The organism is Micromonospora sp. NBC_01392 (assembly GCF_045040125.1).
In the GTDB taxonomy this organism is placed as follows: Bacteria; Actinomycetota; Actinomycetes; order Mycobacteriales; family Micromonosporaceae; genus Micromonospora.
In genome coordinates this window covers 1,848,920-1,874,795 of sequence record NZ_CP109549.1, presented here as the reverse complement: position 1 = coordinate 1,874,795, position 25,876 = coordinate 1,848,920, and the positions used below count along the sequence as shown (strand labels likewise).

At 74.0% G+C, this 25,876-nt stretch carries 23 protein-coding genes; 8 read left to right on the top strand and 15 right to left on the bottom strand.

The window, feature by feature from the left end; all coding sequences use genetic code 11:
• Window positions 1-98: 98 nt before the first annotated feature.
• The 4 genes from OG767_RS08785 to OG767_RS08770 all read right to left on the bottom strand — a co-directional run bounded on the left by OG767_RS08785 (window position 99) and on the right by OG767_RS08770 (window position 3,810).
• Window positions 99-647, bottom strand: a complete 549-nt coding sequence (locus OG767_RS08785) for a CinA family protein (protein ID WP_405092949.1) — start codon at window positions 645-647, stop codon at window positions 99-101.
• Between the two features lie 50 nt (window positions 648-697).
• On the bottom strand, window positions 698-1,279 hold the full coding sequence (gene pgsA / locus OG767_RS08780) for a CDP-diacylglycerol--glycerol-3-phosphate 3-phosphatidyltransferase (RefSeq protein ID WP_405094167.1): 582 nt from the start codon (window positions 1,277-1,279) through the stop codon (window positions 698-700).
• Between the two features lie 47 nt (window positions 1,280-1,326).
• Window positions 1,327-2,814, bottom strand: a complete 1,488-nt coding sequence (rimO, locus tag OG767_RS08775; RefSeq protein ID WP_405092948.1) for a 30S ribosomal protein S12 methylthiotransferase RimO — start codon at window positions 2,812-2,814, stop codon at window positions 1,327-1,329.
• 63 nt (window positions 2,815-2,877) lie between these two features.
• Window positions 2,878-3,810, bottom strand: coding sequence for an ornithine cyclodeaminase family protein (locus tag OG767_RS08770; protein WP_405092947.1), 933 nt, complete (start codon window positions 3,808-3,810; stop codon window positions 2,878-2,880).
• A gap of 216 nt (window positions 3,811-4,026) precedes the next feature.
• Here OG767_RS08770 and OG767_RS08765 point away from each other — a divergent pair, with 216 nt between their 5' ends.
• Both OG767_RS08765 and OG767_RS08760 read left to right on the top strand, forming a co-directional pair.
• Window positions 4,027-4,341: a multidrug efflux SMR transporter gene (locus tag OG767_RS08765; protein ID WP_107156050.1), complete on the top strand. Its 315-nt coding sequence runs from the start codon at window positions 4,027-4,029 to the stop codon at window positions 4,339-4,341.
• Window positions 4,342-4,425: 84 nt separating this feature from the next.
• Entirely contained in the window at window positions 4,426-4,671 is a 246-nt protein-coding gene (locus tag OG767_RS08760) for a hypothetical protein (protein ID WP_405092946.1), read from the top strand.
• 60 nt (window positions 4,672-4,731) lie between these two features.
• Here the strand turns inward: OG767_RS08760 and OG767_RS08755 are convergent, their stop codons facing one another.
• The gene (locus tag OG767_RS08755; protein WP_405092945.1) at window positions 4,732-7,191 is read right to left on the bottom strand and encodes a DNA translocase FtsK; all 2,460 of its coding nucleotides are present in this window, start codon (window positions 7,189-7,191) and stop codon (window positions 4,732-4,734) included.
• Between the two features lie 113 nt (window positions 7,192-7,304).
• Between OG767_RS08755 and OG767_RS08750 the strand changes: the two genes are divergently transcribed.
• Both OG767_RS08750 and OG767_RS08745 read left to right on the top strand, forming a co-directional pair.
• Window positions 7,305-7,784 (top strand): YbjN domain-containing protein, encoded by a 480-nt coding sequence (locus OG767_RS08750; protein ID WP_405092944.1) that lies wholly within the window; start codon window positions 7,305-7,307, stop codon window positions 7,782-7,784.
• The gene (locus OG767_RS08745) at window positions 7,781-9,427 is read left to right on the top strand and encodes a YbjN domain-containing protein (RefSeq protein WP_405092943.1); all 1,647 of its coding nucleotides are present in this window, start codon (window positions 7,781-7,783) and stop codon (window positions 9,425-9,427) included. Before OG767_RS08750 ends, OG767_RS08745 begins: the two co-directional genes overlap by 4 nt.
• Before the next feature lie 75 nt (window positions 9,428-9,502).
• On the opposite strand, the gene OG767_RS08740 is transcribed toward OG767_RS08745, so the two are convergent.
• Window positions 9,503-11,050: a S1 family peptidase gene (locus OG767_RS08740; RefSeq protein WP_405092942.1), complete on the bottom strand. Its 1,548-nt coding sequence runs from the start codon at window positions 11,048-11,050 to the stop codon at window positions 9,503-9,505.
• Window positions 11,051-11,291: 241 nt separating this feature from the next.
• Here OG767_RS08740 and OG767_RS08735 point away from each other — a divergent pair, with 241 nt between their 5' ends.
• Together OG767_RS08735 and OG767_RS08730 are read left to right on the top strand one after the other, a co-directional pair.
• Complete coding sequence (locus OG767_RS08735; RefSeq protein ID WP_405092941.1) at window positions 11,292-11,450, top strand: lasso RiPP family leader peptide-containing protein; 159 nt, start codon at window positions 11,292-11,294, stop codon at window positions 11,448-11,450.
• 41 nt (window positions 11,451-11,491) lie between these two features.
• A complete protein-coding gene (locus tag OG767_RS08730) occupies window positions 11,492-12,673 on the top strand; it encodes an asparagine synthase-related protein (RefSeq protein ID WP_405092940.1) in 1,182 nt (393 codons plus the stop codon).
• Here OG767_RS08730 and OG767_RS08725 read toward each other — a convergent pair whose 3' ends face one another.
• From OG767_RS08725 to OG767_RS08695, 7 genes are all read right to left on the bottom strand, one after another.
• Window positions 12,674-13,516 carry a hypothetical protein gene (locus OG767_RS08725; protein WP_405092939.1) on the bottom strand — a complete coding sequence of 281 codons (843 nt, stop codon included), beginning with the start codon at window positions 13,514-13,516 and terminating at the stop codon, window positions 12,674-12,676.
• A gap of 83 nt (window positions 13,517-13,599) precedes the next feature.
• Window positions 13,600-16,299 (bottom strand): putative Ig domain-containing protein, encoded by a 2,700-nt coding sequence (locus OG767_RS08720; RefSeq protein WP_405092938.1) that lies wholly within the window; start codon window positions 16,297-16,299, stop codon window positions 13,600-13,602.
• A 318-nt stretch (window positions 16,300-16,617) separates the two neighbouring features.
• Window positions 16,618-18,306, bottom strand: coding sequence for a ribonuclease J (locus OG767_RS08715; RefSeq protein WP_405092937.1), 1,689 nt, complete (start codon window positions 18,304-18,306; stop codon window positions 16,618-16,620).
• A 51-nt stretch (window positions 18,307-18,357) separates the two neighbouring features.
• Entirely contained in the window at window positions 18,358-19,284 is a 927-nt protein-coding gene (dapA, locus tag OG767_RS08710) for a 4-hydroxy-tetrahydrodipicolinate synthase (RefSeq protein WP_405092936.1), read from the bottom strand.
• A gap of 52 nt (window positions 19,285-19,336) precedes the next feature.
• Window positions 19,337-20,074, bottom strand: a complete 738-nt coding sequence (thyX, locus tag OG767_RS08705; RefSeq protein ID WP_107156087.1) for an FAD-dependent thymidylate synthase — start codon at window positions 20,072-20,074, stop codon at window positions 19,337-19,339.
• A gap of 458 nt (window positions 20,075-20,532) precedes the next feature.
• Window positions 20,533-21,159 carry a DUF2752 domain-containing protein gene (locus OG767_RS08700; protein WP_405094166.1) on the bottom strand — a complete coding sequence of 209 codons (627 nt, stop codon included), beginning with the start codon at window positions 21,157-21,159 and terminating at the stop codon, window positions 20,533-20,535.
• Between the two features lie 61 nt (window positions 21,160-21,220).
• A complete protein-coding gene (locus tag OG767_RS08695; RefSeq protein WP_405092935.1) occupies window positions 21,221-22,450 on the bottom strand; it encodes a winged helix-turn-helix domain-containing protein in 1,230 nt (409 codons plus the stop codon).
• An 81-nt stretch (window positions 22,451-22,531) separates the two neighbouring features.
• Here OG767_RS08695 and OG767_RS08690 point away from each other — a divergent pair, with 81 nt between their 5' ends.
• Window positions 22,532-23,083 (top strand): GNAT family N-acetyltransferase, encoded by a 552-nt coding sequence (locus tag OG767_RS08690; RefSeq protein ID WP_405092934.1) that lies wholly within the window; start codon window positions 22,532-22,534, stop codon window positions 23,081-23,083.
• Here OG767_RS08690 and OG767_RS08685 read toward each other — a convergent pair.
• Entirely contained in the window at window positions 22,982-24,295 is a 1,314-nt protein-coding gene (locus tag OG767_RS08685) for a glycosyltransferase family 87 protein (protein WP_405092933.1), read from the bottom strand. The two genes, OG767_RS08690 and OG767_RS08685, sit on opposite strands and share 102 nt — an antisense overlap.
• Window positions 24,296-24,330: 35 nt before the next feature.
• Between OG767_RS08685 and OG767_RS08680 the strand changes: the two genes are divergently transcribed.
• On the top strand, window positions 24,331-24,915 hold the full coding sequence (locus OG767_RS08680) for a GNAT family N-acetyltransferase (protein WP_405092932.1): 585 nt from the start codon (window positions 24,331-24,333) through the stop codon (window positions 24,913-24,915).
• Window positions 24,916-24,991: 76 nt separating this feature from the next.
• Here the strand turns inward: OG767_RS08680 and OG767_RS08675 are convergent, their stop codons facing one another.
• A complete protein-coding gene (locus OG767_RS08675) occupies window positions 24,992-25,876 on the bottom strand; it encodes a carbohydrate ABC transporter permease (RefSeq protein WP_107156039.1) in 885 nt (294 codons plus the stop codon).

Here is a 25,876-nt window from a genome sequence, read left to right as displayed (position 1 = left end):
CGTTGACCGCCACGACGACATCCCACCCCGCCTCTCCAATCCTGTGCAGCACGCCGTGCCGGCGACCCCGCGGCCGGGCGCGTCGGCGGTCGGACGGCTCACCGCCGGCTGGCGCCCGCCGGGTCGGCGACCCCGGCGTCGTCGGTGCCCGGGATGTGCTCGGCGAGCAGGCGCAGCGCCTCGATCACTGCGGCCGAGCGGATGTGGTCCCGGCCGCCGTCGAGGTCGAGCCGGTGCACGTCGCTGCCGGTCGGGCCGGCGACCGCCACGTAGACCAGGCCGACCGGCTTGTCGTCCTGCGGCTCCGGCCCGGCCACGCCGGTGGTGGCCAGTCCCCAGTCCGCGCCGCAGCGCCGCCGCCCGCCCTCGGCCAGCGCGACGGCCACGTCCGGGTCGACCGGCCCGCGCGCCGCCAGCAGGTCCTCCGGCACACCGGCCAGCACCGCCTTCAGCTCGGTGGCGTAGACCACCAGCCCGCCCCGGTAGATCGCGCTGACACCGGCGATCTCCACGATCGCGGCGGCGAGCAGCCCACCGGTCAGCGACTCGACCGTGGCCAGCGTCTGGCCGCACTCGTGCAGGCGGTGCACCACGGAGGCCGCCGGACTGCCGGCGGGCCGCTGGTGTCGCGCGTCGGTGTCTCCCATGACCGCCCCTTCTTCCCGCGCCGCGCCGGCTTACTCGCCGGCTGCCCGGATCAACGCGTGGGACGACGCAGCCGCAGCGCCTGGGCGACGTAGTCGAAGCCGGTGGCGACCGTGACCGCCACCGCGGCGCCCATGATCCAGGGACCGACCGGGGCCAGCGCCGCCGGCATCGGCCAGAGGTACCAGGTGATGGCCAGGATCTGCAACGCGGTCTTGATCTTGCCGCCCCGGCTGGCCGCGATCACCCCGTGCCGGATCACCCAGAAGCGCAACGCGGTGATGCCCAGCTCCCGGACCAGGATCACCACGGTCACCCACCAGGGCAGCCGGTCGTAGACGGAGAGCAGCACCAACGCGGCGCCGGTGAGCGCCTTGTCGGCGATCGGGTCGGCGACCTTGCCCAGCGAGGTGACCAGCTCGAACCGCCTGGCGATCCAGCCGTCGACCAGGTCCGTCGCCGAAGCCACCACGAAGATCAGGCAGGCCGCCATCCGCCAGCCGGCGTGACTCATCCCGGACGCGACCACGGTGACCGCGAAGACCGGCACCAGCACCAGCCGCGCCGCGGTCAGCAGGTTGGCCGCGTTGAGCAGCGGCACGGGAGCGGCCACCGTCGACTCCGCCCCGGTCATGTCCGGCATCGCCCCACGTGGCTTCCCCGCTCCGTCCGGGCCCGCCGTCACCGTGCCGCGCCGGGCGCCGCCGAGATCATCTCATCCGGTACGGCGATCAGGTCGACCCCCTCGGTCGCGGTCACCCGGGCCCGGACCAGGTCACCCGGGCGCAGCGCGGCCAGGTCCACCCCGACGCCGTCCGGCGCGACGAGCGTGGTCGACCCGTCGACCTCGGGGGCCTGGTGCGCGGCCCGGCCCTCGACCACGCCGTCGGCGACCGAGTCCACCAGCACCTCCACCGTCGAGCCGAGCCGATCCTCGGCCCGCTGCGAGCACAGCTCGTCGGCGAGCGCGCTGAGCTTGTCGTAGCGCCGCTTGACCGTGGCGGCGGAGACCTTGCCGGGCAGCCCGGCGGCCTCGGTGCCGTCCTCGTCGCTGTAGTCGAACATGCCGATCGCGTCCAGCCGCGCCTCGGTCAGGAACCGGACCAGCTCGGCCACGTCCTGCTTCGTCTCGCCCGGGAAGCCGACGATGAAGTTGCTCCGCGCGCCCGCCTCCGGCGCCAGCGCGCGGGCGGAGGCGAGCAGCTCCAGGAACCGGTCGGTGGAGCCGAACCGGCGCATCCGGCGCAGCACCGGCTCGCTCGAGTGCTGGAACGACAGGTCGAAGTACGCGGCCACGCCGGGCGTGGTGGCGATCACCTCGACCAGGCCCGGCCGGGTCTCGGCCGGCTGGAGGTAACTCGCCCGCACCCGCACGATCCCGTCGATGGCGGCGAGCTGCGGCAGCAGCTTCTCCAGCGCGCGCGGGTCGCCCAGGTCCTTGCCGTACGACGTGGAGTTCTCGCTGACCAGCACCAGCTCCCGTACGCCGGTCTTGGCCAGCCATTCGGCCTCGGCGAGCAGCTCGTCCGGGGTACGCGAGACGAACGCCCCACGGAACGCCGGAATGGCGCAGAACGCGCACCGCCGGTCGCAGCCGCTGGCCAGCTTCAGCGAGGCCACCGGGCCGGTGTCGAGCCGGTGCCGCAGCACCTGCCGCAGGTGCGCCGGGGTGTGCGCGTCGGTCTCCGGCGCGACCCGGGTCGGCGTGCCGTGGCCGGGCAGCGAGACCGCCGCCTCGCGGCGCTTCACCGGCGTCAGCGGCAGCAGCTCGCGCCGGTCGCGCGGGGTGTGCGCGGAGATCGCCTCGCCGGCCACCACCGCGTCGAGCCGGGCGGCGATGTCCGGATAGTCGTCGAAGCTGAGCACCGCCTGCGCCTCGGGGAGACTGTCGGCCAGCTCACGGCCGTACCGCTCGGCCATGCAGCCGGCGGCGACCACCTTGGCGCCGGTGTCGGCGGCGGCCAGCAGCGTCTGGATCGAGTCCTGCTTCGCCTTCTCCACGAAACCGCAGGTGTTCACCACCACCACGTCGGCGCCCTCGCCGTCGGTGGTCACCTGCCAGCCGTCGGCGTGCAGCCGGGCGGCCAGCTCCTCCGAGTCGACCTCATTGCGCGCGCACCCCAGCGTCAGCAGCGCAACCCGCCGCGGAGACAAAGAATCAGACACCATCCGAGGGTACAGGTGCAAGGAAGGGCCCCTTCTTAACGCCTGCGGTAGAGAAGGGTTCCCGTCTCACCGCGCCGGGCGCGCGGGCGCGAGGGTGCGGGCCAGGCGGTCCAGCAGGAACACCTCGGTGCCGGCCAGGCCGGTGGAGCAGAAGACCGAGATCTGGTCCGCGCGGGTCCGGCCGGGGACCGCGCCGGCCAGCACCGCGCCCAGGTCGCGCAGCCGCCCGGCGTACGGCTCGACGGCGGCGAGCATCGGCGGGGCGTACGCGGCGGCCTGCCCCGGCGAGTCGGTGACCAGCAGGTCGGCGGCGTCGAGCAGGTCGGTGCCGAACTCGTGCCGGTCGACCTGCTTGAAGCCCACGGTGTTGACGTGTGTGCCCGGGGCCAGGTCGGCGGCGGCCAGCACCGGGGTGGTGCTGGTGGTGGCCAGCACCACGAGATCGCGGTCACGTACCGCGGCGGCGGCGGAGCCGACGGCCCGGGCCGGCACGCCCAGCTCGGCCCGGACCCGGGCGGCGAACGCCTCCCGCCGGGCGGCCGAGCGGCTGTGCACTGTCACCTCGCGCAGCGACCGGACCGCCGCGGCGGCCCAGACCTGGGTCCACGCCTGGCGTCCGGAACCCACCACGCCGAGCGTGGCGGCGTCCGGTCGGGCCAGCGCGTCCACCGCCACGCCGCCCAGTCCCCCGGTGCGCCGCGAGCCCAGCTCGTCGCCGACCGCGATGGCCCGGACCGCGCCGGTACGCGCGTCGTGCAGCACGACGAGCTGCCCGCTCTCCGGGTGCCCGAACGTGTCGTACGAGCGGAAGCCGTACCACTCACCGGTCAGGTGGCCGGCGGTGAGCACCATCCGGCCGCCGCCGAGCGACGCGGACGCCCGGGGCGGGGCGATCAGCCGCCCGGCGTACGAGGCCAGCAACGCGTCCCGCATGGCGGCGACGGTGAGCGGGGCGTCCACGACCGCCGCCACGTCCTCGTCGGAGAAGAGCACCGTCATGGGCCCATCGTGCAACCTGAAGTTGACGTCAACTCCAGTGATGGTGGGCTTCGTCACCACGCCGGCCGACCCGCCCCGCCGGTGCTAGCGTCGGACGTGGCGGTCCCCGGGCCGCCCCGGACGAGTGGTGGGCGTACCCGGTCAGGCACGACGCCCCGCGTGAATCGACCGCTGCCCGGTGCGACCGCCGGGCCCGCCCGTCAGAGGTGATCCGTCATGGCCTGGATCGTGTTGGTGCTCTCCGGACTGCTGGAGACCGCGTGGGCGATCGCCCTGGACCGCAGCGCCGGCTTCACCCGCCCCGTCCCCTCCGCCGTCTTCGCCGTCACGCTCGTCGGCAGCATGGCCGGCCTGGCGTACGCGCTGCGCGACATCCCGGTCGGCACCGGCTACGCGGTGTGGGTCGGCATCGGCGCGGTGGGCACCGCGCTGGTCGGCATGGTCGCGCTCGGCGAGCCGGCCAACCTGCCCCGGATCGCCTGCCTGCTGCTGGTGGTCGCCGGCGTCGTCGGCCTCAAGGTGTTTCACTGATCGATGCGTCATCCGGTTTGGACAGCGGCCGCGCCGGGGTAGGTGATCCCCAGCTCATCGAGAAGATCACTCACGGAGGACACCATGGCCGACGTCCACGCCACCGCCCGTCAGCGCAGCAACGCCGCCCGGATCTGCACCATCATCGCGTTCGTCTTCGCGGCGCTCGCGCTCTTCCTGTCCCCGCTGATCTTCGGGGTCCTCGGCGTGATCCTCGGCATCGTGGGCGCCGTGCTCGGCGACAAGCCCCTCGGCTGGTACGCCGCCGCCGCGAGCGTCGCCGGCGCCGTCCTCGGCTTCATCATCGCCGCCGCGCTCCTGAACGCCTGATCGCACCACCAGCACGACGAGGGCCCGCCGTTTTCCGGCGGGCCCTCGTCGTGACCGGGTCTACTCCTCGCCGCCCCGCAGGCCGACCAGGACCTCCTCCAGCTCGTCCGGCTTGACCAGCACGTCGCGCGCCTTGGAGCCCTCGGACGGGCCGACCACGCCCCGCGTCTCCATCAGGTCCATCAGCCGGCCCGCCTTGGCGAAACCGACCCGCAGCTTGCGCTGGAGCATCGAGGTCGAGCCGAACTGCGAGGTGACCACCAGCTCGACGGCCTGCACCAGCAGGTCGAGGTCGTCGCCAATGTCCTCGTCGATCTTCTTCTTGCTGTCCTGCGCCGGGGCGAGCACGTCCTTGCGGAACTCCGGCTCGCGCTGGTCCTTGCAGAACTTGACCACGTCGGCGATCTCGCGCTCGGTCACCCAGGCGCCCTGGATGCGTACCGGCTTCGACGCGCCCATCGGCAGGAACAGGCCGTCACCGCGGCCGAGCAGCTTCTCCGCGCCGGGCTGGTCGAGGATGACCCGGGAGTCGGCGAGCGACGAGGTGGCGAACGCCAACCGGGACGGCACGTTCGCCTTGATCAGGCCGGTGACCACGTCCACCGAGGGGCGCTGGGTGGCCAGCACCAGGTGGATGCCGGCGGCCCGGGCGAGCTGGGTGATCCGGACGACCGAGTCCTCCACGTCACGCGGCGCGACCATCATCAGGTCGGCCAGCTCGTCCACGATCACCAGCAGGTACGGGTAGGGGCGCATCTCCCGCTCGCTGCCGGGCGGGGCCTTGATCTCGCCGTTGCGCACCTTGCGGTTGAAGTCGTCGATGTGCCGGACCCCGTTGGCGGCGAGATCGTCATAGCGCATGTCCATCTCGCGCACGACCCAGTCCAGCGAGTCGGCCGCCTTCTTGGGGTTGGTGACGATCGGCGTGACCAGGTGCGGGATGCCCTCGTAGCCGGTCATCTCGACGCGCTTCGGGTCGATCAGCAGCAGCCGCACCTCGTCCGGCGTGGCCCGGGTCAGAATGGACACCAGCAGCGAGTTCAGGCAGGACGACTTGCCGGCGCCGGTGGCGCCCGCGATCAGGATGTGCGGCATCTTCGCGAGGTTGGCCACCACGTAGCCGCCCTCGATGTCCTTGCCGAGCGCCACCACCATCGGGTGGTGGTCGCTTGTCGCGTTGCGCGACCGCAGCACGTCGCCGAGCGACACGTTCTCCGGGTCGGTGTTCGGGATCTCCACGCCGACCGCGCTCTTGCCCGGGATCGGGCTGAGGATCCGCACGTCCGGCGACTTCACCGCGTACGCGATGTTGCGGGAGAGTTGGGTGATCCGCTCGACCTTGACGCCCGGCCCCAGCTCGACCTCGTAGCGGGTCACGGTCGGGCCCCGGGTGAAGCCGGTGACCTCGGCGTCCACCCCGAACTGGTCGAACACGCCGGTCAACGCCGCGATCACCTCATCGTTGGCCTTGCTCCGGGTCTTCGGCGCGGCGCCGGCGCCGAGCATGTTGGCCGGCGGCAACGTGTAGTCGCCGGCCAGGCCGGTGAGCGCGAGCTGCTCGGCGCGGGTGGGCAGCGGCGAGTGCTCCGGCGGCTCGGCCGGCTTGCGGTTCGCCGGCACCTTGGGCAGCTTGCGCGGCAGCACGATGGTTTCCTGGAGGTCCACGCCGGCCAGCTCGTCGTCCGGGTCCGGTGGGTCCAGCGGCGGCGGGAGCCGCTTCGCCGGCCGCTTGCGCGCCGGTTTCGGCGGCGCGACGGCCTCGACCGGTTCCTCCGCCTCGACGTCGTCGGTCGGGATCAGGCCGGCGCGCAGCCCGAGCCGCTCCGGAATCCGGTTGATCGGCGTCGCGGTCACCACCAGCAGGCCGAACACCAGCAGCAGGAACAGCAGCGGCATGGCCACCCAGGCGGTCACCGCCGACTTCAGCAGGTCGCCCAGGCCGGCGCCGATCAGGCCGCCGGCGTAGTCGCGCTGCACCTCGTCGACCGGGTTCTGGCCGATGTGCAGCATCGCGGCGGTGGCCAGCAGCATCGAACCCCAGCCGACCAGGCCGCGACCGCGATGCTCCGGGTCCACCGGCGTGCGCATCAACCGCCACGCGCCGATCATGAACAGCACCGGCAGCACGATGGAGATCGCGCCGAAGAAGAGGCGCACCGTGTCGGCCAGGTGCCGGCCGACCGGCCCCGCGCCGCCGCCCCAGATGCCCACCGCGGCAAGGATGGCCAGCCCGAACAGGAGCAGGCCGGCGCCGTCGCGGCGGTGCTCCGGGTCCAGCTCCCGGGTGGACGCGGCCTGCCGGCCGGCGGCCCGGAACGCCCAGCCGACCGAGTGCGCCAGCCCCATCCACAGTGCGTTGACCGCGCCGCCGACGAACGCGGCCGGGCTCGGCCCGCGGGTCGGCCGCCGCCGGGCCGGCTTGCGCGCCGCCTTCTTCGCCGGTTGACGGGCACGGTTGTTCGTGGTTCCGCGCGGCGACGCGCCGCGCCGCCGGCTCGCCTGAGAGGTACGGCCCGCCATAGAGTCACGGTAACGGCGGTAACCGGCGGAACGCCGCTTTTCCGGGTCGGGTGCGCGTGTCGCAGCGCGGGCCGGGCCGTCGTTTGTGTTATTCGCCTCAGAAGGGATGCCCGATGGCGTCGCCGGAGATCGAGGACGGTCCGGACGGTCCCCTGACCGGACACCCGCAGGCACTGCGGCCACTGACCGGCGAGCTGATCGCCGCCGTGCTGGCCCACCGGGGGTACGCGGTGGCCGAGGAACCCGACGGCGCGCTCGTCGGCCGCTGGGAACGCAGCCTGATCTGGTTCCACCGCCGGGGCGCGGCCGGCGAGCTGATCCAGGTGCGCACCGTCGCCGCGCACCGGTTCGGCATCGAGCGGGTGCCCGGGCTGCACGCGTTCTGCAACACGTGGAACCACGACCGGCTCTGGCCCAAGGCGTACGTGCACGTCGACGACGACGGCGTCGCCCAGGTCTGCGGCGAGGTCACCACCGACCTGGAGCGCGGCGTCACCCCGCACCAGCTCGACCGGCTGGTCGACTGCGGCGTCACCACCGGCTGCCAGCTCGCCGCCGCCGTCGCCGACCTGCCCGGCGGGACGCTCCGGTGACCGCGGCCCGCGACCGGTCACTGGCCGCCGCGCTCGCCGACGCCCGGGACCGGCCGGACGACGAGGAACGCTGCGCCGAGCTGGACCGGATCGCGGCCCGCGCCGACGCCGCCGACGACCCGCGTACCGCCCTGTCGGCGCGGTTCGCGCTGGTCGAGGCGTACCTGCACCGGGGCGAGCGGTGGCGGACCGTGGAGCCGGTACGCCGCCTACGGGCCACGCTGGACCGGCATCCGGGGCTGCTCGACGCCCACCCCGACGAGTTGGTCCGGCTGCGTCGGCACCAGCGGCAGGCGGTGGAGGCGGCGCTCGGCACGCCCCGGGTCGGGCTGGACCAGATCCGGTCGCTCACCGACACGCTCGCCGACGAGCTGGGGCCGGACGCCACGCCGGTCGCCGAGCTGCGCTGCCGGCTCGCCGACCACCTCGGCGACGAGCCGGCCGCCCGGCGCGCGTACCAGCGGTGGACGGCCGGGGACGCGGCCGACCCGGTGGGCGGCTGCCCGGGTTGCGCCCCGGCCCGGCGGGCCGAGCTGCTGACCGGCTGGGGTGAGCCGGAGGCGGCCGTGGCGGCACTGGGCGAGCACGGCCGGCACCACGGCCAGCACGGCCGGCACGATGGCCAGCACGGCCGGCACGATGGCGAGCGCGATGCGGCGGCCGGCGCGCCGGACTGCACCGACCAGCCCGAACGGTCACTCACGGCGGGGCTGCTGCCGTGGCTGCGGACCGGCGCGGTGGTCCAGGCGGCGCGGGCGCACGTCCGCGCGTACCGCCGGCACCGTCGGGAGCGGGCCGCGTTCCCGCTGCTCGCCACGCACCTGCGGTTCTGCGCGCTGGGCGGGTACCCGCACCGCGGCCTGGAACTGCTGACCGAGCAGTTGCCCCGGCTGGACCGGCCGGCCGACGACCTGTCCGCGATGGAGTTCGCGGCGGCCGGCGCGCTGCTCTGCGGGCTGGCCGCGGAGGCCGGTCTCGGGGGGCGGCGGATCCACCGCCCCGGGCACGGCTCCCGGCCGGCGGCCGAGGTGGACGTGGCCACGCTCGGCGCGCAGCTCCAGGCGCTGGCCACCGCGCTGGCCGGCAGCTTCGACGCCCGCAACGGCACCGGGCACCAGTCCGGCCGGATCGCCTCCTGGCTGGCCGAACGGCCGCTCGCCGGGCCGGTGTCGCTGGCGGCGGAGAGCGAGTTCGACGAGGAGCCGGAGGCCGACCCGGCCGACCCGGGTCCGCCCGGCCCGGAGGAGCCGGTCCCGCTGGACGCCGCGCTGCTCACCGCCGCGCTGGCGGCGCGCCGCGAGGCGGTCACGGTGGAGCCGGACGGCACGCTCGTCGGCCGGTGGGGCGAGGCGACGATCCAGTTCCGCGTGCTCGGCGAGGTGCTGCACGCCCGGGTGGTCGCGGCGCGCACGCTGCCGGCCGACCGACGCGCCGAGGCGTACGCGTTCTGCAACGCCTGGAACCACGACCGCCTGCTGCCCGCCGCCTACGTGCACGAGCCCGGCGACGGGACGCTGGTGCTGGCCGCCGGTGTCACCACGGACCTGTCCTGCGGCGTCGCGCCGACCCAACTGGCCGTGCTGGTGGCCGCCGCCGTCCGCACCGGCACCGCGTACGCCGACGCGGTCGCCGCCCTGGGCTGAGCCGCACGCGGCGCGGCCCCCGACCACCGGGCGGTGGAGGTCGGGGGCCGCGGTCCGTGGGCCGCCGGGCGGCGGTCAGCGGGCGGAGAACGCCACGGTGTACTCGCCGGCGCCGGACAGCCCGACCACGCGGTATCGGTAGGCGCCGGCCGGGGTGTCGGCGGTCAGCGTGGCCGTGCCGTCGGCGGTGGCCGCGCGGGCCACGGTGCGGAACGCGCCGCCGGTGAAGCGTTGCAGCTCCAGCACCACCTGGGCACCGTCCGGTGCGACGACGCAGGCCTCCTGCGCGCCGCCGGCCACCCGGAAGAAGCGGCCGTCCGGCTGCACCTGCGCGCGCCCGGCGGCGATCCGGCCGGTGCGGCTCACCTGGCCGGTGCACTCGGTGTCGCCGGCCGGCGGCTCGGCGGGCGGCGTGGCGGCCGGCGGGGCGGTCTGGTCGCCACCGGACGGTGGCTCCGCGGGCGCCGGCTGGCCGCCGGCGGTGACCAGCGTCAGGTTGTTGCGCTGGAGGATCTCGTTGACCGGCTGGAAGAACGTCACGCCGCCCCGGGTGCAGTCGCCGGAACCGCCCGAGGTGACACCCTGCGCCTGGTCACCGGAGAGCCACGCGCCGCCGGAGTCGCCCGGCTCGGCGCAGACGTCGGTCCGGGTCAGCCCGGTGACCGTTCCCTCCGGATAGTTGACGGTGGCGTTCTTGGCCTGCACCACGCCGCAGCGGGTGCCGGTGGTGGAGCCGGACCGGCAGATCGACGCGCCGACCGGGGCCTCGGTGGAGCCGTTCACCGGCACCGTGCCGCCGTTGAAGTCGTTCACCACGCCCTGCGGCGTCCAGTCGCCGTTGGTCTCGACCACGGCCCAGTCGTCACCGGGGAACGACGAGGCCGCGAACGTGCCCTGGGCGACCCGGTTGCCGCCGGTGGTGCGGTCCCCCGGCTGGCCGCAGTGCCCGGCGGTGACGAAGCCCCCGACCACGGAGAAGCCGACCGAGCAGCGGCCGGCGTTGTTGATGAGGAACGCGTCGCCGCCCCGCACGTCGAACAGCGGGCGCGGGGTCTCGTCGGCGGTCCGCACCCGGACCGGGCCGGTGGTCCCGCCGGCGGCGGCGAAGCGGCGGCCGGTGGCCTCCGCGCCGGGCCGGGCGACCACCACCACGGAGTTGCTGGCCACGTCGACGTACCAGCCGGCGATGTCCGGGCTGGCGTCCGCGCCAGCCGCGTCTAGCCGGGTCTTCACCGCGTCCAACTCGGCGACGCCCCGCTGCACCCGCTTCGGCACCGCGCCGGCCGCGGTTACCCGCGCCGCCCCGGCCGCATCGGTCACCGCCACGGTGAGCGTGGTGCCGTCGTCGCCGAGCCAGCTCCCGCCGTAGCCGGCGCCGAGTTCGGTGCGCAGCCTGCTGACCGTGCCGGCCGCCCAGCGTTCGGTCTTCAGCCGGCGGATCGCCTGGTCACGGGTGAGCGAGAGGTCGCGGCCCAGCGCGTCCAGGACCTCCGGGGCGATGCCGTCGGCGGCCGGGGCCGCCCGCCGGGGTTCCTCACCGGCGAACGACGGCAGCGTCACCGCCGCCGTCAGTCCGGCCGCCGCCACCAGTACGCCGATGGCTGTCATCCGTCTGCGGTCCATCCGCCACGCTCCTCTCGGCCGGCGCGGGGGGCACGCCGACCGACCGGGTGTACGGCGATGGCCGCCGATCGGTTGAGGAGCGCGGGGCATTTCTACCCAGCGTGTCGACATGTTCACCGGGTGCGACGAGTCACGCGATCGGGTGTATTTCTGGCCACCCCGTGTCCGTCCGGTCGCCCCGTCGATAGACAGTGCGGACGGAACGGCACCGTCCACTTCGACCTGCACGGAGGACCGACACATGACCACACCGCAGACAACCCCGACCGACGCGCAGCCCACAGTGGTCGACGGCTACCGGCCGCCGCGGCTGACCCGGCTCGGCACGCTGGCCGAGCTGACCCGGGGCGGCGAGCTTCCCGTCGGCGACGGGACGGGCGGCAGCGGCGCGTCCCTCTGAGGACCGGGCGCACCACCGCGACCCGCTCACCAGGAGCCGACATGACCGAGTCGACAGTCGACGCCCGGGTGTCCGCACCATGGCCGTCACCGTACGAGCTGGCCACCGGGTTGGTGCCCGGCGTCGAGCCGGCGGACCGCACCGGTCCGCCGGCTCCGGTCGTCGGGTCCCCGCTGGCGGCGCTGGAGGCGGCGGTGCTGCCGGCTGTTCGTCGCGCGCCCTGCCTGGTCAGCTTCTCCGGTGGCCTCGACTCGTCAGTGGTGCTGGCCGTGGCCGCCCGGGTGGCCGCCCGGCACGGCCTGCCCGCGCCGGTGCCGGTGACCTGGCGTTTCACCGGCGCGCCGGCCGCCGACGAGTCGAGCTGGCAGGACCGCGTCATCGACGCGCTGGGCCTGCGGGACCGCTGGCAGATCCTGCGCGCGGACGACGACCTCGATCTGGTCGGCCCGGTGGCGCAACGGTTCCTGCACTGCTACGGCGTGTGCCATCCCCTGAACACCCACCTGCACCTGCCGATCGTCGAGCTGGCGGCCGGCGGGTCGATGCTGACCGGCGCCGGCGGCGATCAGATCCTCGCCGGTTGGCGGCCACCGCTGCCGGCCTCGCCGTACCGTCGGTTGCGCCACCGGGCGTCCCGCGTGCGGGCCCGATGGCGACGGGGGCCGTCCGGCGTCGACCGGTTCCCCTGGCTGCGGCCGGCGGCGGCCGAGGAGGTGCTGCGCCGGCACCGGGCCGAGCGGCGGGCCGAGCCGACCCGGCTGGACCGGCGGATGGCCTGGCACCTGCGCCGCCGTGACCTGCGGCTCACCGTGGCCTCGTTCGACCGGATGGGTGCGGACCACGCCGTCCTGGTCCGGCATCCGTTCCTCGATCCGGGGTTCGTGGCGGCGCTCGCCGTCACCGCCGGTCACCGCCGTGGCGTGGCCCGCCGCGACCTGCTCGCCGAGGTGGCCGCCGGCCACCTGCCGCCGCTGCTGTTCCAGCGGCAGGGCAAGGCACACTTCCTGGACGTGTTCCTGCGCACGCCGACGCGCGAGTTCGTGCGGAGCTGGGACGGCGGCGGCGTGGACGAGTCGGTGGTGGATCCGGCCGCGTTGCGCGCGGCCTGGAGCCGGTGGCCGATTCCGGAGTGCACCGCCGGGCTGGTGCAGCACCTGTGGTTGCGGCAGCATCCGCCGTCGCCCCGCGACCCCGCGCCGCAGGGGTTGGCCGGCGACCGCTGATCAGGCCGGCCGGCCCGCCGTGGCGAGGTCGGCGGACTCGGTCACCGATGCGATCAGCCGCCACGTCCGCTCCAACGCGGTCCAGTCCCGGGGGCGGGTCAGTTCCCAGGCGGGCAACGCCGCCAGGCCGAGCAGCACGGCCGGGTCGGACGGCAACTGCGGCCAGGACCGCTCGGCGGCGAGCCGGCCCAGCGCGTCGATCGCGGCCAGCCGGGTCGCCGCCGGCCCGTCGCCCCAGCGCAGGAAGAACCAGCCGGCCAGCGGCGCGCGGACGGCGATCGGCGGCAGCGGCACCCGGGTCCGGCTGCCCTCCCGCGCGGTCCGGCCGGCCAGGGCCGCGCCGGGGACCGGCTGCCGCAGGTCGATGCAGCGCGGTCCGGCGAAGACCGCGCCGTCGTGCACCACCGCCACGTCGTCGGCCAGCACCGGCACGTCCCGGGCGGCGAGCGCCGCGAGCAGGCTGCTCTTGCCGGCGGTACGCGGGCCGAGCACCGCGTACGCGCGCCCGTGCCGGACGAACGCGCCGGCGTGGAACGTCTCCCGCCCCGCCCACCGGTTCACCACCACGGCCGGTGGCGCCAGGTAGGGGTGGGCGAGCAGGTCCGGCGTCAACGGCGGCCCGTGGAACGTGGCCGTGCCGGTCCGCCGGTCGACGGTGAGGTGCCGTCCGTCGGCGAGCAGGCGCACCTGCCGCCACCGGTCCAGCGGCACTTCGGTGGGGCGCGGGCCGTCGTGCTGGCGGATCGTCACCTCGGGCAGGTCGTCCCCGGGCTCGGCCGGCATCAGGTCGGTGACGTCGTCCAGCCCGTAGACCCGGAGCCCGTAGGCGAATCGTCCGGTCATCTGCTCCTCCTGTCGCTCCGATGGGCGCACGTGGTGGTGCGGGTGACGCCGAGGCGTCACCCGCACCACCAGGTGTTCTCCGGTCAGCGGACCGTGCCGCTGACCACGTGGGACGGCGTGAGCTTGGCCTTCCCGACCTTCTTCAGCCGGTGCCCCTTGCCGCTGGCGGACATGGCCGTGGCGGTGGGCACCGGACCACCGAGCGCGTCGGCGTCCCAGCCGACCCAGAACGGTCCCGGGGTCTCGATGCGCAGCCAGAGCGCCACGTTCGTCGACACGCCCGGGCCGAGACCGCCGAGGTCCAGCGGAACGGTCAGCGTGGTGAACAGGCCACCACCGGGCGGGTCGGTGGACGGCAAGTCCATCCGGAGGTTGTTGACCCGGACCACATTACCGTTGGTGAGTGTGACATCGCTGGTGGTGGTGGACGGGTTGATCACCCGCAGGTTGCCCTGCGGCACCGGCGTGGGGCCGTTCGGCTTCGGTGCGCCGTTTACCTGGCTGAGGGCGGTGATCCGCAGCCGTGCCTGGGTGATGGCGGAGGTGGACGACCGGTTGGTGAGCCGGAACCGCAGGATGATGGTGCTGCCGCTCACCACCCGGTTCGGCACGGCCGCGTTGGACACGTCCGGGTCCAGCCGGGTGGACTGGAGGACGTCGTTCTGCTGGTAGGTGCCGAGTGTGTTGCGCGGGCTCGGGGCGCCCAGCGCGGACGGCACCCCGTTGATCGGGCCGAGCACGGTGGCCACCAGCCGGAAGTCGTTCCGGGAGTTGCCGGTGTCCAACGGCTGGCCGTTCTGCTCGATCCGGCCCCAGGCGTGCGCGACGTGCGGCGGGCTGCCGAACGCCGGCAACGCGGTGCCCTCGTAGAAGCCCGGGGCGGACCCGGCCGAGTCGGTCACCGTGCCGGGCACGTCCGGCGCCACCAGGCGGAATCCGCCGCCGGTGGGCCCGAGGTTGTCCACGACCAGGTCGGGCAGGATGTTGGCCAACGAGTAGTCGGAGCCGGCGACCAGGTAGCCACGCCGGGCCGGCAGCGGCCGGGCGCTGGCCGGAATGGTCAGGCTGAACCCGCCCGGCGCCTGGATCTTGAAGCCGGCGATGACCACGTCGATCGACAGCGTGCTGCGCAGCGACACGAACTGGTCCTTGTCGCCCGCGACGCCGGACTGGGCGAACTGGCCGATCAGCACCTGACCGGGCAGCGCCCGGACGTCCAGGGTGACGGTGTTGGAGTCGACCACCGCGTTGGTGTTGCTGGAGTTGTACTCCACCCGGAAATTGTTCAGTCCGAACGCCGGCAGGATGATATCGAAGTCCGCGGCGTTCAACGTCACCGGGAACGTGCCGAGCGGCCGGTCGGTGCCGTTGGGCAGCACGTCGATCGCGGTGACGCTACCCTCGGCGACGCCCGGCCCGATGCGGACGTGGAAGCCGACCGGGGTGCCGAAGTTGACAAGCGTCGCGTCGGCGGTCAGCGTGACCACGCTGGCCGCCTGGACGATCATCCGGAACTGCTGGGTGTCGCTGAGCCCGAACGCGTCGGTCACCCGCACCGTGAACGGGTAGGCCCCGGCCGCGGTGGGACGCCCGGAGAGCAGCCCGGTGTTCGGGTCGAGCGTGAGCCCCGGCGGCAGCGTGCCGGTGACCGACCAACTGAACGGGGCGGTGCCGCCGACCACGGTGAGCTGGTCGGAGTAGATCGCGCCCACCTCGGCGAGCGGCGGCTCCGCGTTCTGCAGCGACGGCGCCTGGCGGATCTCCAACGTCACCAGGCGGCTGGCCTGGTTCGCGGCCGCGTCCACCACCCGCACCACGAACGGGTACTGGCCGGCGGTGGTCGGCACGCCGCTCAGGGTGCCGGTGGTGGTGTTCAGCGTGAGCCCCGGCGGCAGGCTCCCGGAGGAGAGCGACCAGGTGAACGGCGGCAGACCGTGGCTGACGCCGAGGTTGGCCACGTACGCGACCCCGACCGCGCCGACAGTCGGCGCGTTGAACGTCAGCGTCGGCGACACGTTAGCGATCGCCGCGAACGACAGCGGTGACTCCGGTCCGGTGCCGGCCGCGGTCCGGGCAGCCACCGTGAACCGGTAGGTGGTGCCGGCGATCAGGCCGGTGATCTCCGCCGTGGTGGCGGGACCGACCGTCTGGCTCGCCTGCCGCACGCCACCGACATACGGGGTGATCACCCAGTTGGTCACCGGGGAGCCGCCGTCGGAACCGGGGGTCCAGCTCAGCAGCGCGGTGGTGCTGTCCACGCTGACCGCGATGATGGCCGGCGCGGCCGGGAGCGCGAGCACCTTGGCGGGCGCCGACAGCGGGCTGGCCGGGCTGGTGCCGACGGCGTTGCGGGCGGCCACGGTGAACGTCCACGAACCCTTGTCGGAGGCCAGCCGCAGGGTGCGGGTGGTGGCCGTGCCGTCGAACGAGACCGGCTTGGCCGCCTTCTTGTTGCGGTGCGGCGTCACCACGTACCCGGTGATGGCGCTGCCGTGGGCGGCGGGCGCCTGCCAGGTGACCACCGCGAGGGTGCCGCGGTGGCCGGCGCGCGGCTTCTTCGGCGCGGCCGGCGCGGAGGGCTCGACCAGCCGTCCGGTCCGGACGGTCGGCCGGGACGACGTGGTGGACGCGGCCGAGGTGGCCGGCTTCGCCGCGGCGGCCCGGTTCTCCGCCGCGGCGGCGGGTCTTGCCGAGACGGGTGCGGGTGGTGACAGCACCGACAGGACGAGCGCGCCGGCGAGGGCCGGTGCGGCCCAGACGCGCAGGCGGGACAATGAGGACATCGAACCCTACCTTTCTGCGGGATCGACGGGCACGCCCATGAGCGCGCCGGAGGCGAATAGGTGGGAAGAAGGAGACAAACATTCACGACAGAAAATCTGGCGTGCCCTATCCTTCTACCACGCTCACCCGTCGAGCGATAGCGACCTTTCGCTATCTCCGCAGGTCAGAGCACATCTGAGCGACGCGGATAGTCATTTTGCGAACACGCTGGCCGCACAACGAAATTGCCGGGAAAACGTAACGGTCGAGCCGCACGAAAAACGGCCCCGCGACACCGGACGGTGCCGCGGGGCCGCTACGAACGTGGCCGGTCGGGATCAGACCTCGACGACGGTCGGGACGATCATCGGGCGTCGACGGTACGCGTCGTTGACCCAGCGGCCCACCGTCCGGCGGACGATCTGCTGGAGCTGATGCGGGTCGGTGATGCCGTCCGCGGCGGCCCGGTTCAGCGCCTCGGTGACCAGCGGGATCACCGGGTTGAACGCGGCCGGGTCCTCGGAGAAGCCCTTCGCCGAGACGGTCGGCCCGGCGACCACCTTGCCGGTGACCGAGTCGACCACCACGGTGGTGGCGATGAAGCCGCCGTCGCCGAGGATCCGGCGCTCGGTCAGCAACGACTCGCTGACGTCGCCCACGGCGAGGCCGTCGACGTAGACGTACCGGCTCTTCACGCGCCCGACCAGGCTGGCCCGGCCCTCGACCAGGTCGACCACGTCGCCGTCCTCGCAGAGCACCACCCGGTCCGGCGCGACGCCGGACTCGATGCCGAGCCGGGCGTGCGCGCGCAGGTGCCGCCACTCGCCGTGCACCGGCATCAGGTTGCTCGGCCGCACCACGTTGAGCAGGTAGAGCAGCTCGCCGGCCGGCGCGTGCCCGGAGACGTGCACCTTCGCCACGTCCTTGTGCACCACCACGGCGCCGGCCCGGGCCAGCCGGTTGATCACCCGGTAGACCGAGGTCTCGTTGCCGGGCACCAGCGACGAGGCAAGCACCACGGTGTCGCCCGGCGCGATGGTGATGTGCCGGTGGTCGCCGCTGGCCATCCGGCCCAACGCGCTCATCGGCTCGCCCTGCGAGCCGGTGGACATGAGCACGATCTGCTCGGGCGGCAGGTTGGTGGCCTCCTCGATGTTGACCACCAGACCGGCCGGGATGTTGAGCAGCCCCAGGTCCCGGGCGATGCCCATGTTGCGGACCATGGACCGGCCGATCAGCGCCACCTTGCGGCCGTGCTCGGCCGCCGAGTCGAAGACCTGCTGCACTCGGTGCACGTGCGAGGCGAACGAGGCGACGATGATCCGCCCCTTGGCCTTCGCGAAGATCGAGTCGAGCACCGGCCCGATCTCCCGCTCCGGCGTGACGAAGCCGGGGATCTCCGCGTTGGTCGAGTCGGAGAGCAGCAGGTCGACGCCCTCGGCGCCGAGCCGGGCGAAGCCGGCCAGGTCGGTGATCCGCCCGTCCAGCGGGAGCTGGTCCATCTTGAAGTCGCCGGTGTGCAGCACCAGGCCGGCCGGGGTGCGGATGGCCACCGCCAGCGCGTCCGGGATCGAGTGGTTCACCGCGAAGAACTCGCACTCGAACGGGCCCAGCCGCTCCCGGCCGCCCTCCCGCACGGTCAGCGTGTACGGCTGGATCCGCCGCTCGGCCAGCTTCGCCTCGACCAGCGCCAGCGTGAACTGGGAGCCGACCAGCGGGATGTCCGGCTTGTGGGCGAGCAGGTACGGCACCGCGCCGATGTGGTCCTCGTGGCCGTGGGTGAGCACGATCGCCTGCACGTCGGCCAGTCGGTCCAGGATCGGACCGAAGTCGGGCAGGATCAGATCCACGCCCGGCTGCTCGACGTCGGGGAAGAGCACCCCGCAGTCGACGATCAGCAGCTTGCCGTCGTACTCGAAGACGGTCATGTTCCGGCCGATCGCGCCGAGTCCGCCGAGCGGCATGATCCGCAGGCCGCCCTCCGGCAGCGGCGGGGGCAGCTCACCGTCGATGTGCGCCTCGGTCACGCGTCACCTCATTCTGCGACGCCGTCGTGCGGCGTCCGTCGTGTCGTTGGATCATTCGGGCAGGGGCAGGCCCGCCGCGGCGCAGTCGGCACGCAGCTGGGCCAGTTCGTCGCCGGTGGCCTCCACCAGCGGCGGTCGCACCGGGCCGGCCGGCAGGCCCTGGGCCGTGAGGCCGGCCTTGACCAGGATCGTGCCCTGGGTGCGGAAGATACCGGTGTAGAGCGGCAGCAGCCGCCGGTGCAGGGCGAGCGCGCCGGCGTGGTCGCCCGCCTCGAACGCCTCGATCATCTGCTTCGTCGCCACGCCGGTGAAGTGCGTGGACGTGCCGACCACGCCGACCGCGCCGATCGCCAGGGAGGACAGGGTCAACGCGTCCTCACCGCTGTAGAACGCGAGGTCGCTGCGGGCCAGCACCTCCGAGGTCGCGATCAGGTCGCCCTTGGCGTCCTTGACCGCGACGATCCGCCCGTGCTCGGCGAGCGTGACGAGCGTCTCGGTGGCGATCGCCACGCCGGAGCGGTGCGGGATGTCGTAGAGCATCACCGGCAGCCCGGTGGCGTCCGCGACGGTGGTGAAGTGGTGCAGCAGCCCGGCCTGCGGCGGCTTGTTGTAGTACGGCGTGACCACGAGCAGGCCGTGCGCGCCGGCCTTCTCGGCCTGCGCGGCCAGCTCGACGGTGTGCCGGGTGTCGTTGGTGCCCACCCCGGCGACGATCCGGGCCCGGTCGCCGACCGCCTCGACCACGGCGCGGATCAGCGTCTCCTTCTCCGCGTCGGTGGTGGTCGGCGACTCACCGGTCGTGCCGTTGAGCACCAGCGCGTCGTTGCCCTGCTCGTCGACGAGGTGCCGGGCCAGCCGGGCGGCGCCGTCGAGGTCGAGCGCGCCGTCGGGGGTGAACGGCGTCACCATGGCCGTGATCACCCGCCCGAACGGGCGCGACGCGCCGCGGTCCGGGGCGGCGGAGTGGTCGTGCGTCATGTTCACAACCTAGCGGACGACCACCGGTGCCCCGGCGGCGAAGGGAGAGGACTCACTCCGCGTGCGGCGACGCCGCCACCTCGGTGCCGTCCGGCAGCGTGGTGATCACGAAGTCGGCGAAGACGTTCGGCGCGACGCCCTGGAGCTGCCGCAGGCACTCGATCGCCAGCTCGCGGATCTCCACGTCGGCGTGCTCGGTGGCGCGCATCTTCACGAAGTGCCGCCACGCCCGGTAGTTTCCGGTCACCACGATCCGGGTCTCGGTCGCGTTCGGCAGCACGGCCCGGGCCGCCTGCCGGGCCTGCTTGCGGCGCAGCGTCGGGTTGGGCTCGTCGGTGAAGCGGGCCTCCAGCCCCTCCAGCAGATCGGTGTACGCGCGCACCGCCGCCTCGGACGCCTCGACGAACTTCTTGTGCAGCTCCGGGTCCTCGGCGATCACCGCCGGCTCGACCATGGCGGCGTCCCGCTCGGGCACGTAGCGCTGGGAGAGCTGCGAGTAGGAGAAGTGCCGGTGCCGGATCAGCTCGTGCGTGAACGACCGGGAGACGCCGCTGAAGTAGAAGCTCACCGAGCCGTGCTCCAGCACGGACAGGTGACCCACCTCCAGGATGTGCGCCAGGTAGCCGGCGTTCGTCGCGGTGACCGGGTTCGGCTTCTTCCAGCTCTGGTAGCAGGCCCGGCCGGCGAACTCGGCGAGCGCCTGCCCGCCGTCGGCGTCGGTCGACCACGGCACCTCGTCCGGCGCCTGGAACTGGGTCCACGCGATCAGCTTGACCTGGGGCTGCACCATCTCCGGCATGCCGAGGACTGTAGTTGCCCGTCGTCCGGCGTGGAAATCGGGCACGCGGCCCGGGCGGCGCTATCGCCGCGCCGGCTTCGAGATCCCGCGGCCCCATGCTCCCCGCCGGCCCGCCTTTGGAGCTGAGTCGTTGGCGATAGCACCGACCCGGCGGCACAGTCCCAGGGCTCGGCTCGGCTCGGCTCCAAGATCTTGGAAGCGAATGGCCCTTCCAGGGGCCTTTTTCCACCAAGATCTCCGCTGGTCTCATTTATTGGAACATCATTATCAGATTGCGGAAGTCCCGTCGGTACCGACGACCGCTGGGCGCGATGGCGACGGCGCGAGCCGAGCCCGGCCGGCGGACGGCGGTGCGCGACGACGAGGCTCGCGATGGCGCTGGCGACTCAGCTCGACAGGGCCGCCAGCCGAAGACCTTCCGGCCGAGCACCGGCCGCGTCGGCGGGCGGTCAGACGTAGAGCGAGGGGAACGGCGCCCAGGGCAGGTTGCGGACCACCGAGAAGACCGCCCAGGCGGCCAGGAACCCGCCGAGCACCTTCGGGCTGAACTGCGGCTCGGGCAGTCGCCAGCCGAACGCCCGGTTGCCCGCCCAGGCGACGAAGAGCCAGGCCAGGAACGGCAACGCGAAGACGAAGAGGAAGTGGTGCCGGGCGGCGGCCGGCAGGTCGCCGTGCAGCACGAACCACAGAGCGCGGGTGCCGCCGCAGCCCGGACAGTCGAGCCCGGTGGTGAGCTTGAGCAGGCAGGTCGGCCGGGCGTCCGGGTCGCTCTGGGTGGGATCGCTGATCAACGCGTACGTCACGCCGAGGCCGACACAGCCCAGCGCGGCCAGCGGCACCGCCCAGCGCGGCGCGCGGGCGTGCAGGCGCAACACCAGCCGGGTGAAGCGATCCGGCTCGACCGGCTGGTAGGCCACCCCGACCGGCCACGCCACCGGCCCGGCGTGCCCGTCCGACGCCGCGTGACCGTAGGGCTCGGCGTGACCGTAGGGCTCGGCGTGACCGTAGGGCTCGGCGTGACCGTGGGGCCCGGCGTGCCCGGGCGCCGGCGGGTGCCCGGACGGCGCGGCGGGCATGGGCGGCGCGTCCGTCTGCGGGTCGGGTGCGGTAGCGGGCCGGTCGACGCTCGTCACGAGGTCACCGTACACCGGCCACGCCCACCAGCGCGGCGGCCAACGGCGCGGCCAGGTCACCGGCGGCCGGCGGGGCGACCGCGTCGAGGCCGAGCCAGCCGGCCAGCCGGTACAGCTCGGCGGCGAGCGCCACGGCCGTCTCCCCCGGGTCGGCGCCCGGCTCCAGCCAGGCCGCCGGCACCAACAGGACGCCCGCCTTCCGGTCGGCCTTGAGGTCGACCCGGGCGGTGAACCGCTCGCCCTGCCGGAACGGCAGCACGTAGTAGCCGTACACCCGCTGGGGCGCCGGCACGTAGATCTCGATGCGGTAGGTGAAGCCGAAGAGCCGCTCCGTGCGGGCCCGCTCCCACACCAGCGGGTCGAACGGGCTGACCAGCGTGTTGCCCCGCACCCAGCGGGGCAGCCGGGCGTCGGCGTGCAGGAAGGCCGGCTGCCGCCACCCCTGGACGGTGACCGGGGTCAGCTCGCCGGCCTCGACCAGCTCGGCGATCGCCTGCCGGGCCCCGGCCACCGGCAGGCGGAAGTAGTCCCGCAGCTCCGGCTCGGCGGCGACGCCCAACGACCGGGCCGCGAGCGCCACCAGGGCACGGTGCGCCTCGGCGACGGTCGGGGTGGGCGCGTCGAGCACGGCCGCCGGCAGGACCCGCTCGGGCAGGTCGTAGCGGCGGGCGAACGAGTTGGTGCGGTCGGCGGCGGTGACCTCACCGGCCCAGAACAGGAACTCCAGCGCCCGCTTGACGGTCGACCAGTTCCACCCCCAGTTGCCGGTCTCCCGGGGCGCGTCGTGCTCGATCTCGGCGGCGGTGAGCGGGCCCCGGGCGGCCACCTCGTCGCGGACCCACGCGACCAGCTCGGGTTGCTCCTGCGCGATCCGGCGCATCCAGCCCCACGCCTCGTCGCGCGCCTTGGCCATCCGCCAGCGCAGCACCGGGTGCAGCCCCACCGGGACCAGCGACGCCTCGTGCGCCCAGTATTCGAACAGCTCGCGGGGGCGGCGGTAGGCGGCGGTGTCGAGCAGCGCGGTGGGGTAGGGCCCGAGCCGGCTGTAGAGCGGCAGGTAGTGCGCGCGTTGCAGGACGTTCACCGAATCCATCTGGATCAGCCCGACCCGGTCGAGCACCCGGCGCAGGTGCCGGCGGGTGGGCACGCCGGCGGGCGTCGGGTCGGCGAAGCCCTGGGCGGCCAGCGCGACCCGGCGGGCCTGGGCGAGCGAGAGCGATTCCGGTGCGGCCATCGTCGCGACCCTAATCCACCGGTACGACGCGGACGGAGCGGCGGCTGGACCGGTCGACCGCCGGGGCATAGAACTGGACGGGTGCCCACCATCCGCCGGGAGGAACCGGACGACGCCGAGGCGATCGCCCGGGTACACGTCCACGGCTGGCAGGCCGGGTACGCCGGCATCATGCCCGCCGAGGTGCTGCGCCGGCTGAACCCGGCCGCCTGGGCGCAGCGCCGCCGCGACCTCGGCACCGCCGACCCGGAGCACCCGTTCACCACGCTTGTCGCCGAGGCCGACGGGGAGGTCACCGGCTTCACCACGTTCGGGCCGTACCGGAACAACCAGGACCGCGGCGACCTCGACCCGGCGTGCGGCGAGTTGCTGGCCCTCTATCTGGAGCCGGCGCACTGGGGTTCGGGCACCGGCGCGGCGCTGCTCGCCGCCGCCCGCGCCGGGCTGGCCGGGCGGGGCTGGACCGAGTACCGGCTCTGGGTGCTCGCCGACAACGCCCGGGCCCGCCGCTTCTACGAGCGGGCCGGGCACTCACCGGACGGCGAGGAGTCCGCCTACCCGGTGCCGTTGCACGGTGGGCGCGATCCGGTCCTGCTCCGCGAGCTGCGGTACACCGCCCGGCTCGACCGCTGACCCGGCCGGCCCGGCGCCGCCCGCCGGCCCGGCGCCGCCGGCCGGGACCGCCCAGCGGCGGATCGGCAGGCCGAGCAGCAGCGCCAGGCTGATCCACACGTAGGTGTTGCTGCCGAGGAAGCCGTCCACCCCGGTGAAGTCCTTCTCCCAGGACCAGACGATCCGGCTGCACAGCAGCGCGTACCCGATCAGCGCGGCGGCCAGCAGCAGACGGCGCCGCCGGCTGCGGGCGGGCGCCGCCATGCCGTTGTCGACCAGCAGGATCAGCCCCGGCAGCAGCCAGACCAGGTGGTGCACCCAGGTCACGGGGCTGACCAGGCACATCACCGCACCGGTCAGGGCCAGGCCGGTGGCCTCGTCGCCGGCGGACACCGCGGCCCGGCAGCGCCAGCCCCAGACCGCCAGCGTGGCCAGGACCAGCAGCAGCCAGGCCACGGTGCTCGGATGTTCCGGGTCGAGCCGGGCGACCACGCCGCGCAGCGACTGGTTGGAGACAAACGCCAGCTCACCGACGCGGTCGGTGTTCCACAGCGCCTCGGTCCAGAACTCGCGGGACGCGTCCGGGAAGAGGCCGGCGGCGACGAGCGTGGCGACGGCGGCCGAGCCGACCGCGGTCGCGGCGGCCCGCCAGCGGCCGGTGACCAGCAGGTAGACGATGAAGATGCCGGGGGTCAGCTTGATCGCGGTGGCCAGGCCGATGCCCACGCCGGCCCAGCGGCTGCCGGCCGGCAGCAGCCGGAGCAGGTCCACCGCCACCAGGAACAGCAGCAGCATGTTGACCTGACCGAAATTGACCGTCTCGCGCATCGGCTCGTACGCGGCGGCCAGGCAGAGCGCGACCGCGAGCGTGAACCACCGGGTCCAGCCGGCCCGACGGGCCACCGGGTCCAGCAGCCACCAGATCACCACGGCGCTGACCACCACCGTCGCCGCCACGCTCACCACGATCGCCGCGCCCCACGGCAGGTACGCCATGGGCAGCATGACGAGCGCCGCGAACGGCGGGTAGGTGAAGCCGTACTGGGTGCCGGCCTTGAGGAAGTCGTAGATCTCGCCGCCGTCACGCGCCCAGTAGGTGAGCGCGCCGTGGTAGACCCGCAGGTCGAAGAAGCCGTGCCGCACCGCCGCCACGGAGAGGAACAGGGTGACCGCCGCGGCGAGCGCCGCCACGGCCACGACCTGCGCGGTCGTCCGCCCGGCACCCTGCGCCACCGTCCTCCTCCTCGCCCTGCGTAGGCTCACGTGCCATGGCTGAAGGCTACGTCCGCCCCGCGCGTCCCGAGGACGTCGCCGAGATCGCACGCATCCAGCTCGCGACCTGGCGGGTCGCGTACCGCCGGATCCTGCCCCGGCACGTGCTCGACAACCTGGACGAGGCGTACCTCGCCCGGCGGTGGGGCGCGGCGGTGCAGGAGCCGCCCTCGGGCGCGCACCGGGTGCTGGTCGCCGTCGAACAGGCCGCGCAATCGTATCTGGTGGGGTTCGCCGCCTCCGGTCCGGCCGACGCCGAGGCGCTCGCCCCGGGCGAACCGGCCGACGCGTTCGACGGGGGCGTGGCCGCGGTGACCGACCTGCTGGTCGAGCCGCGGTGGGGGCGGCGCGGGCACGGCAGCCGGCTGCTCGCCGCCGCCGTCGAGCACTGGCGCGCGGACGGGCTCACCCGCGCGGTGGCGTGGGCGTTCGACGCGGACGCGGCGACCCGCGCGTTCCTCGGCTCGACCGGCTGGGAGCCGGACGGCGCGACCCGGGCGCTGGACGTGGACGACATGCTGGTGCCCCAGCTCCGGCTGCACGTGGCCGTCCCCGAGGAATCGGCGCCGGCGCAGCGATGAGTTTCCGGCCGGCCGCCGGTCTGCCCTCGACGGGTGGCCGGCGGTCCCGGCACGGGGCGGGACCGCCGGCCACCGGTCAGCCCTTGTCCGCGCCCTCGTTGGCGCCGCGCACGAAGTAACGCTGGAAGATCACGAAGAGCACCGCCACCGGGATGGTGGCCAGCAGCGCCGCGCCGAGCTTCAGCGGATACTGGTTGCCCTTGCCGAGCGAGCCGCCGACCAGGTCGGCCAGCCCTCGGGGCAGCGTGAACAGGCCCGGGTCCTGCACCGAGACGAGGCTGTGCGGGAACTCGTTCCAGGAGCCCTGGAACGACAGGATGGTCAGCGTGATCAGCGCCGGCCGGGCCATCGGCAGCACCACCGACCAGAACGTGCGGAAGACACCGGCGCCGTCGATCCGGGCCGCCTCCTCCACGCTGACCGGGATCGACTCGAAGAACTGTTTCATGATGAACACGCCGGCCGCGTCGGCGAGCAGCGGCACGATCAGGCCGGCGTAGCTGTCGTACAGGCCGATCTGCTTGAGCACCAGGAACTTCGGGATCAGCAGCACCACGCCCGGCACCGCCATCACCGCGATGACGGCGGCGAACAGCCCGGCCCGGCCCCGGAAGCGCAGCCGGGCCAGCGCGTAGCCGGCGAGCGAGTCGAAGAACACCCGACCGAGCGTGACCAGCACGGTGACCAGCAGCGAGTTGCCGAGCCAGAGCGGGAAGTTGGTGCCGGAGAAGATCCGTTCGAAGCCGGCCAGCGTGAGCGGGTCCGGGATCGGCGACAGCGGGTTGGCCGCCGCGTCCGGCTCGGTCTTGAACGAGTTGCCGAGCTGGATCACGAACGGGTAGAGGAAGACCAGTCCGAAGAAGATCAGGACGGCGTACCCGAGGAAGCGGTTGGCCCGGGCGCGCGGCTCGCGGTCGCGACGGCGCGCGACCGGCGCCGGCCGGTCGGTCAGCACGGCCAT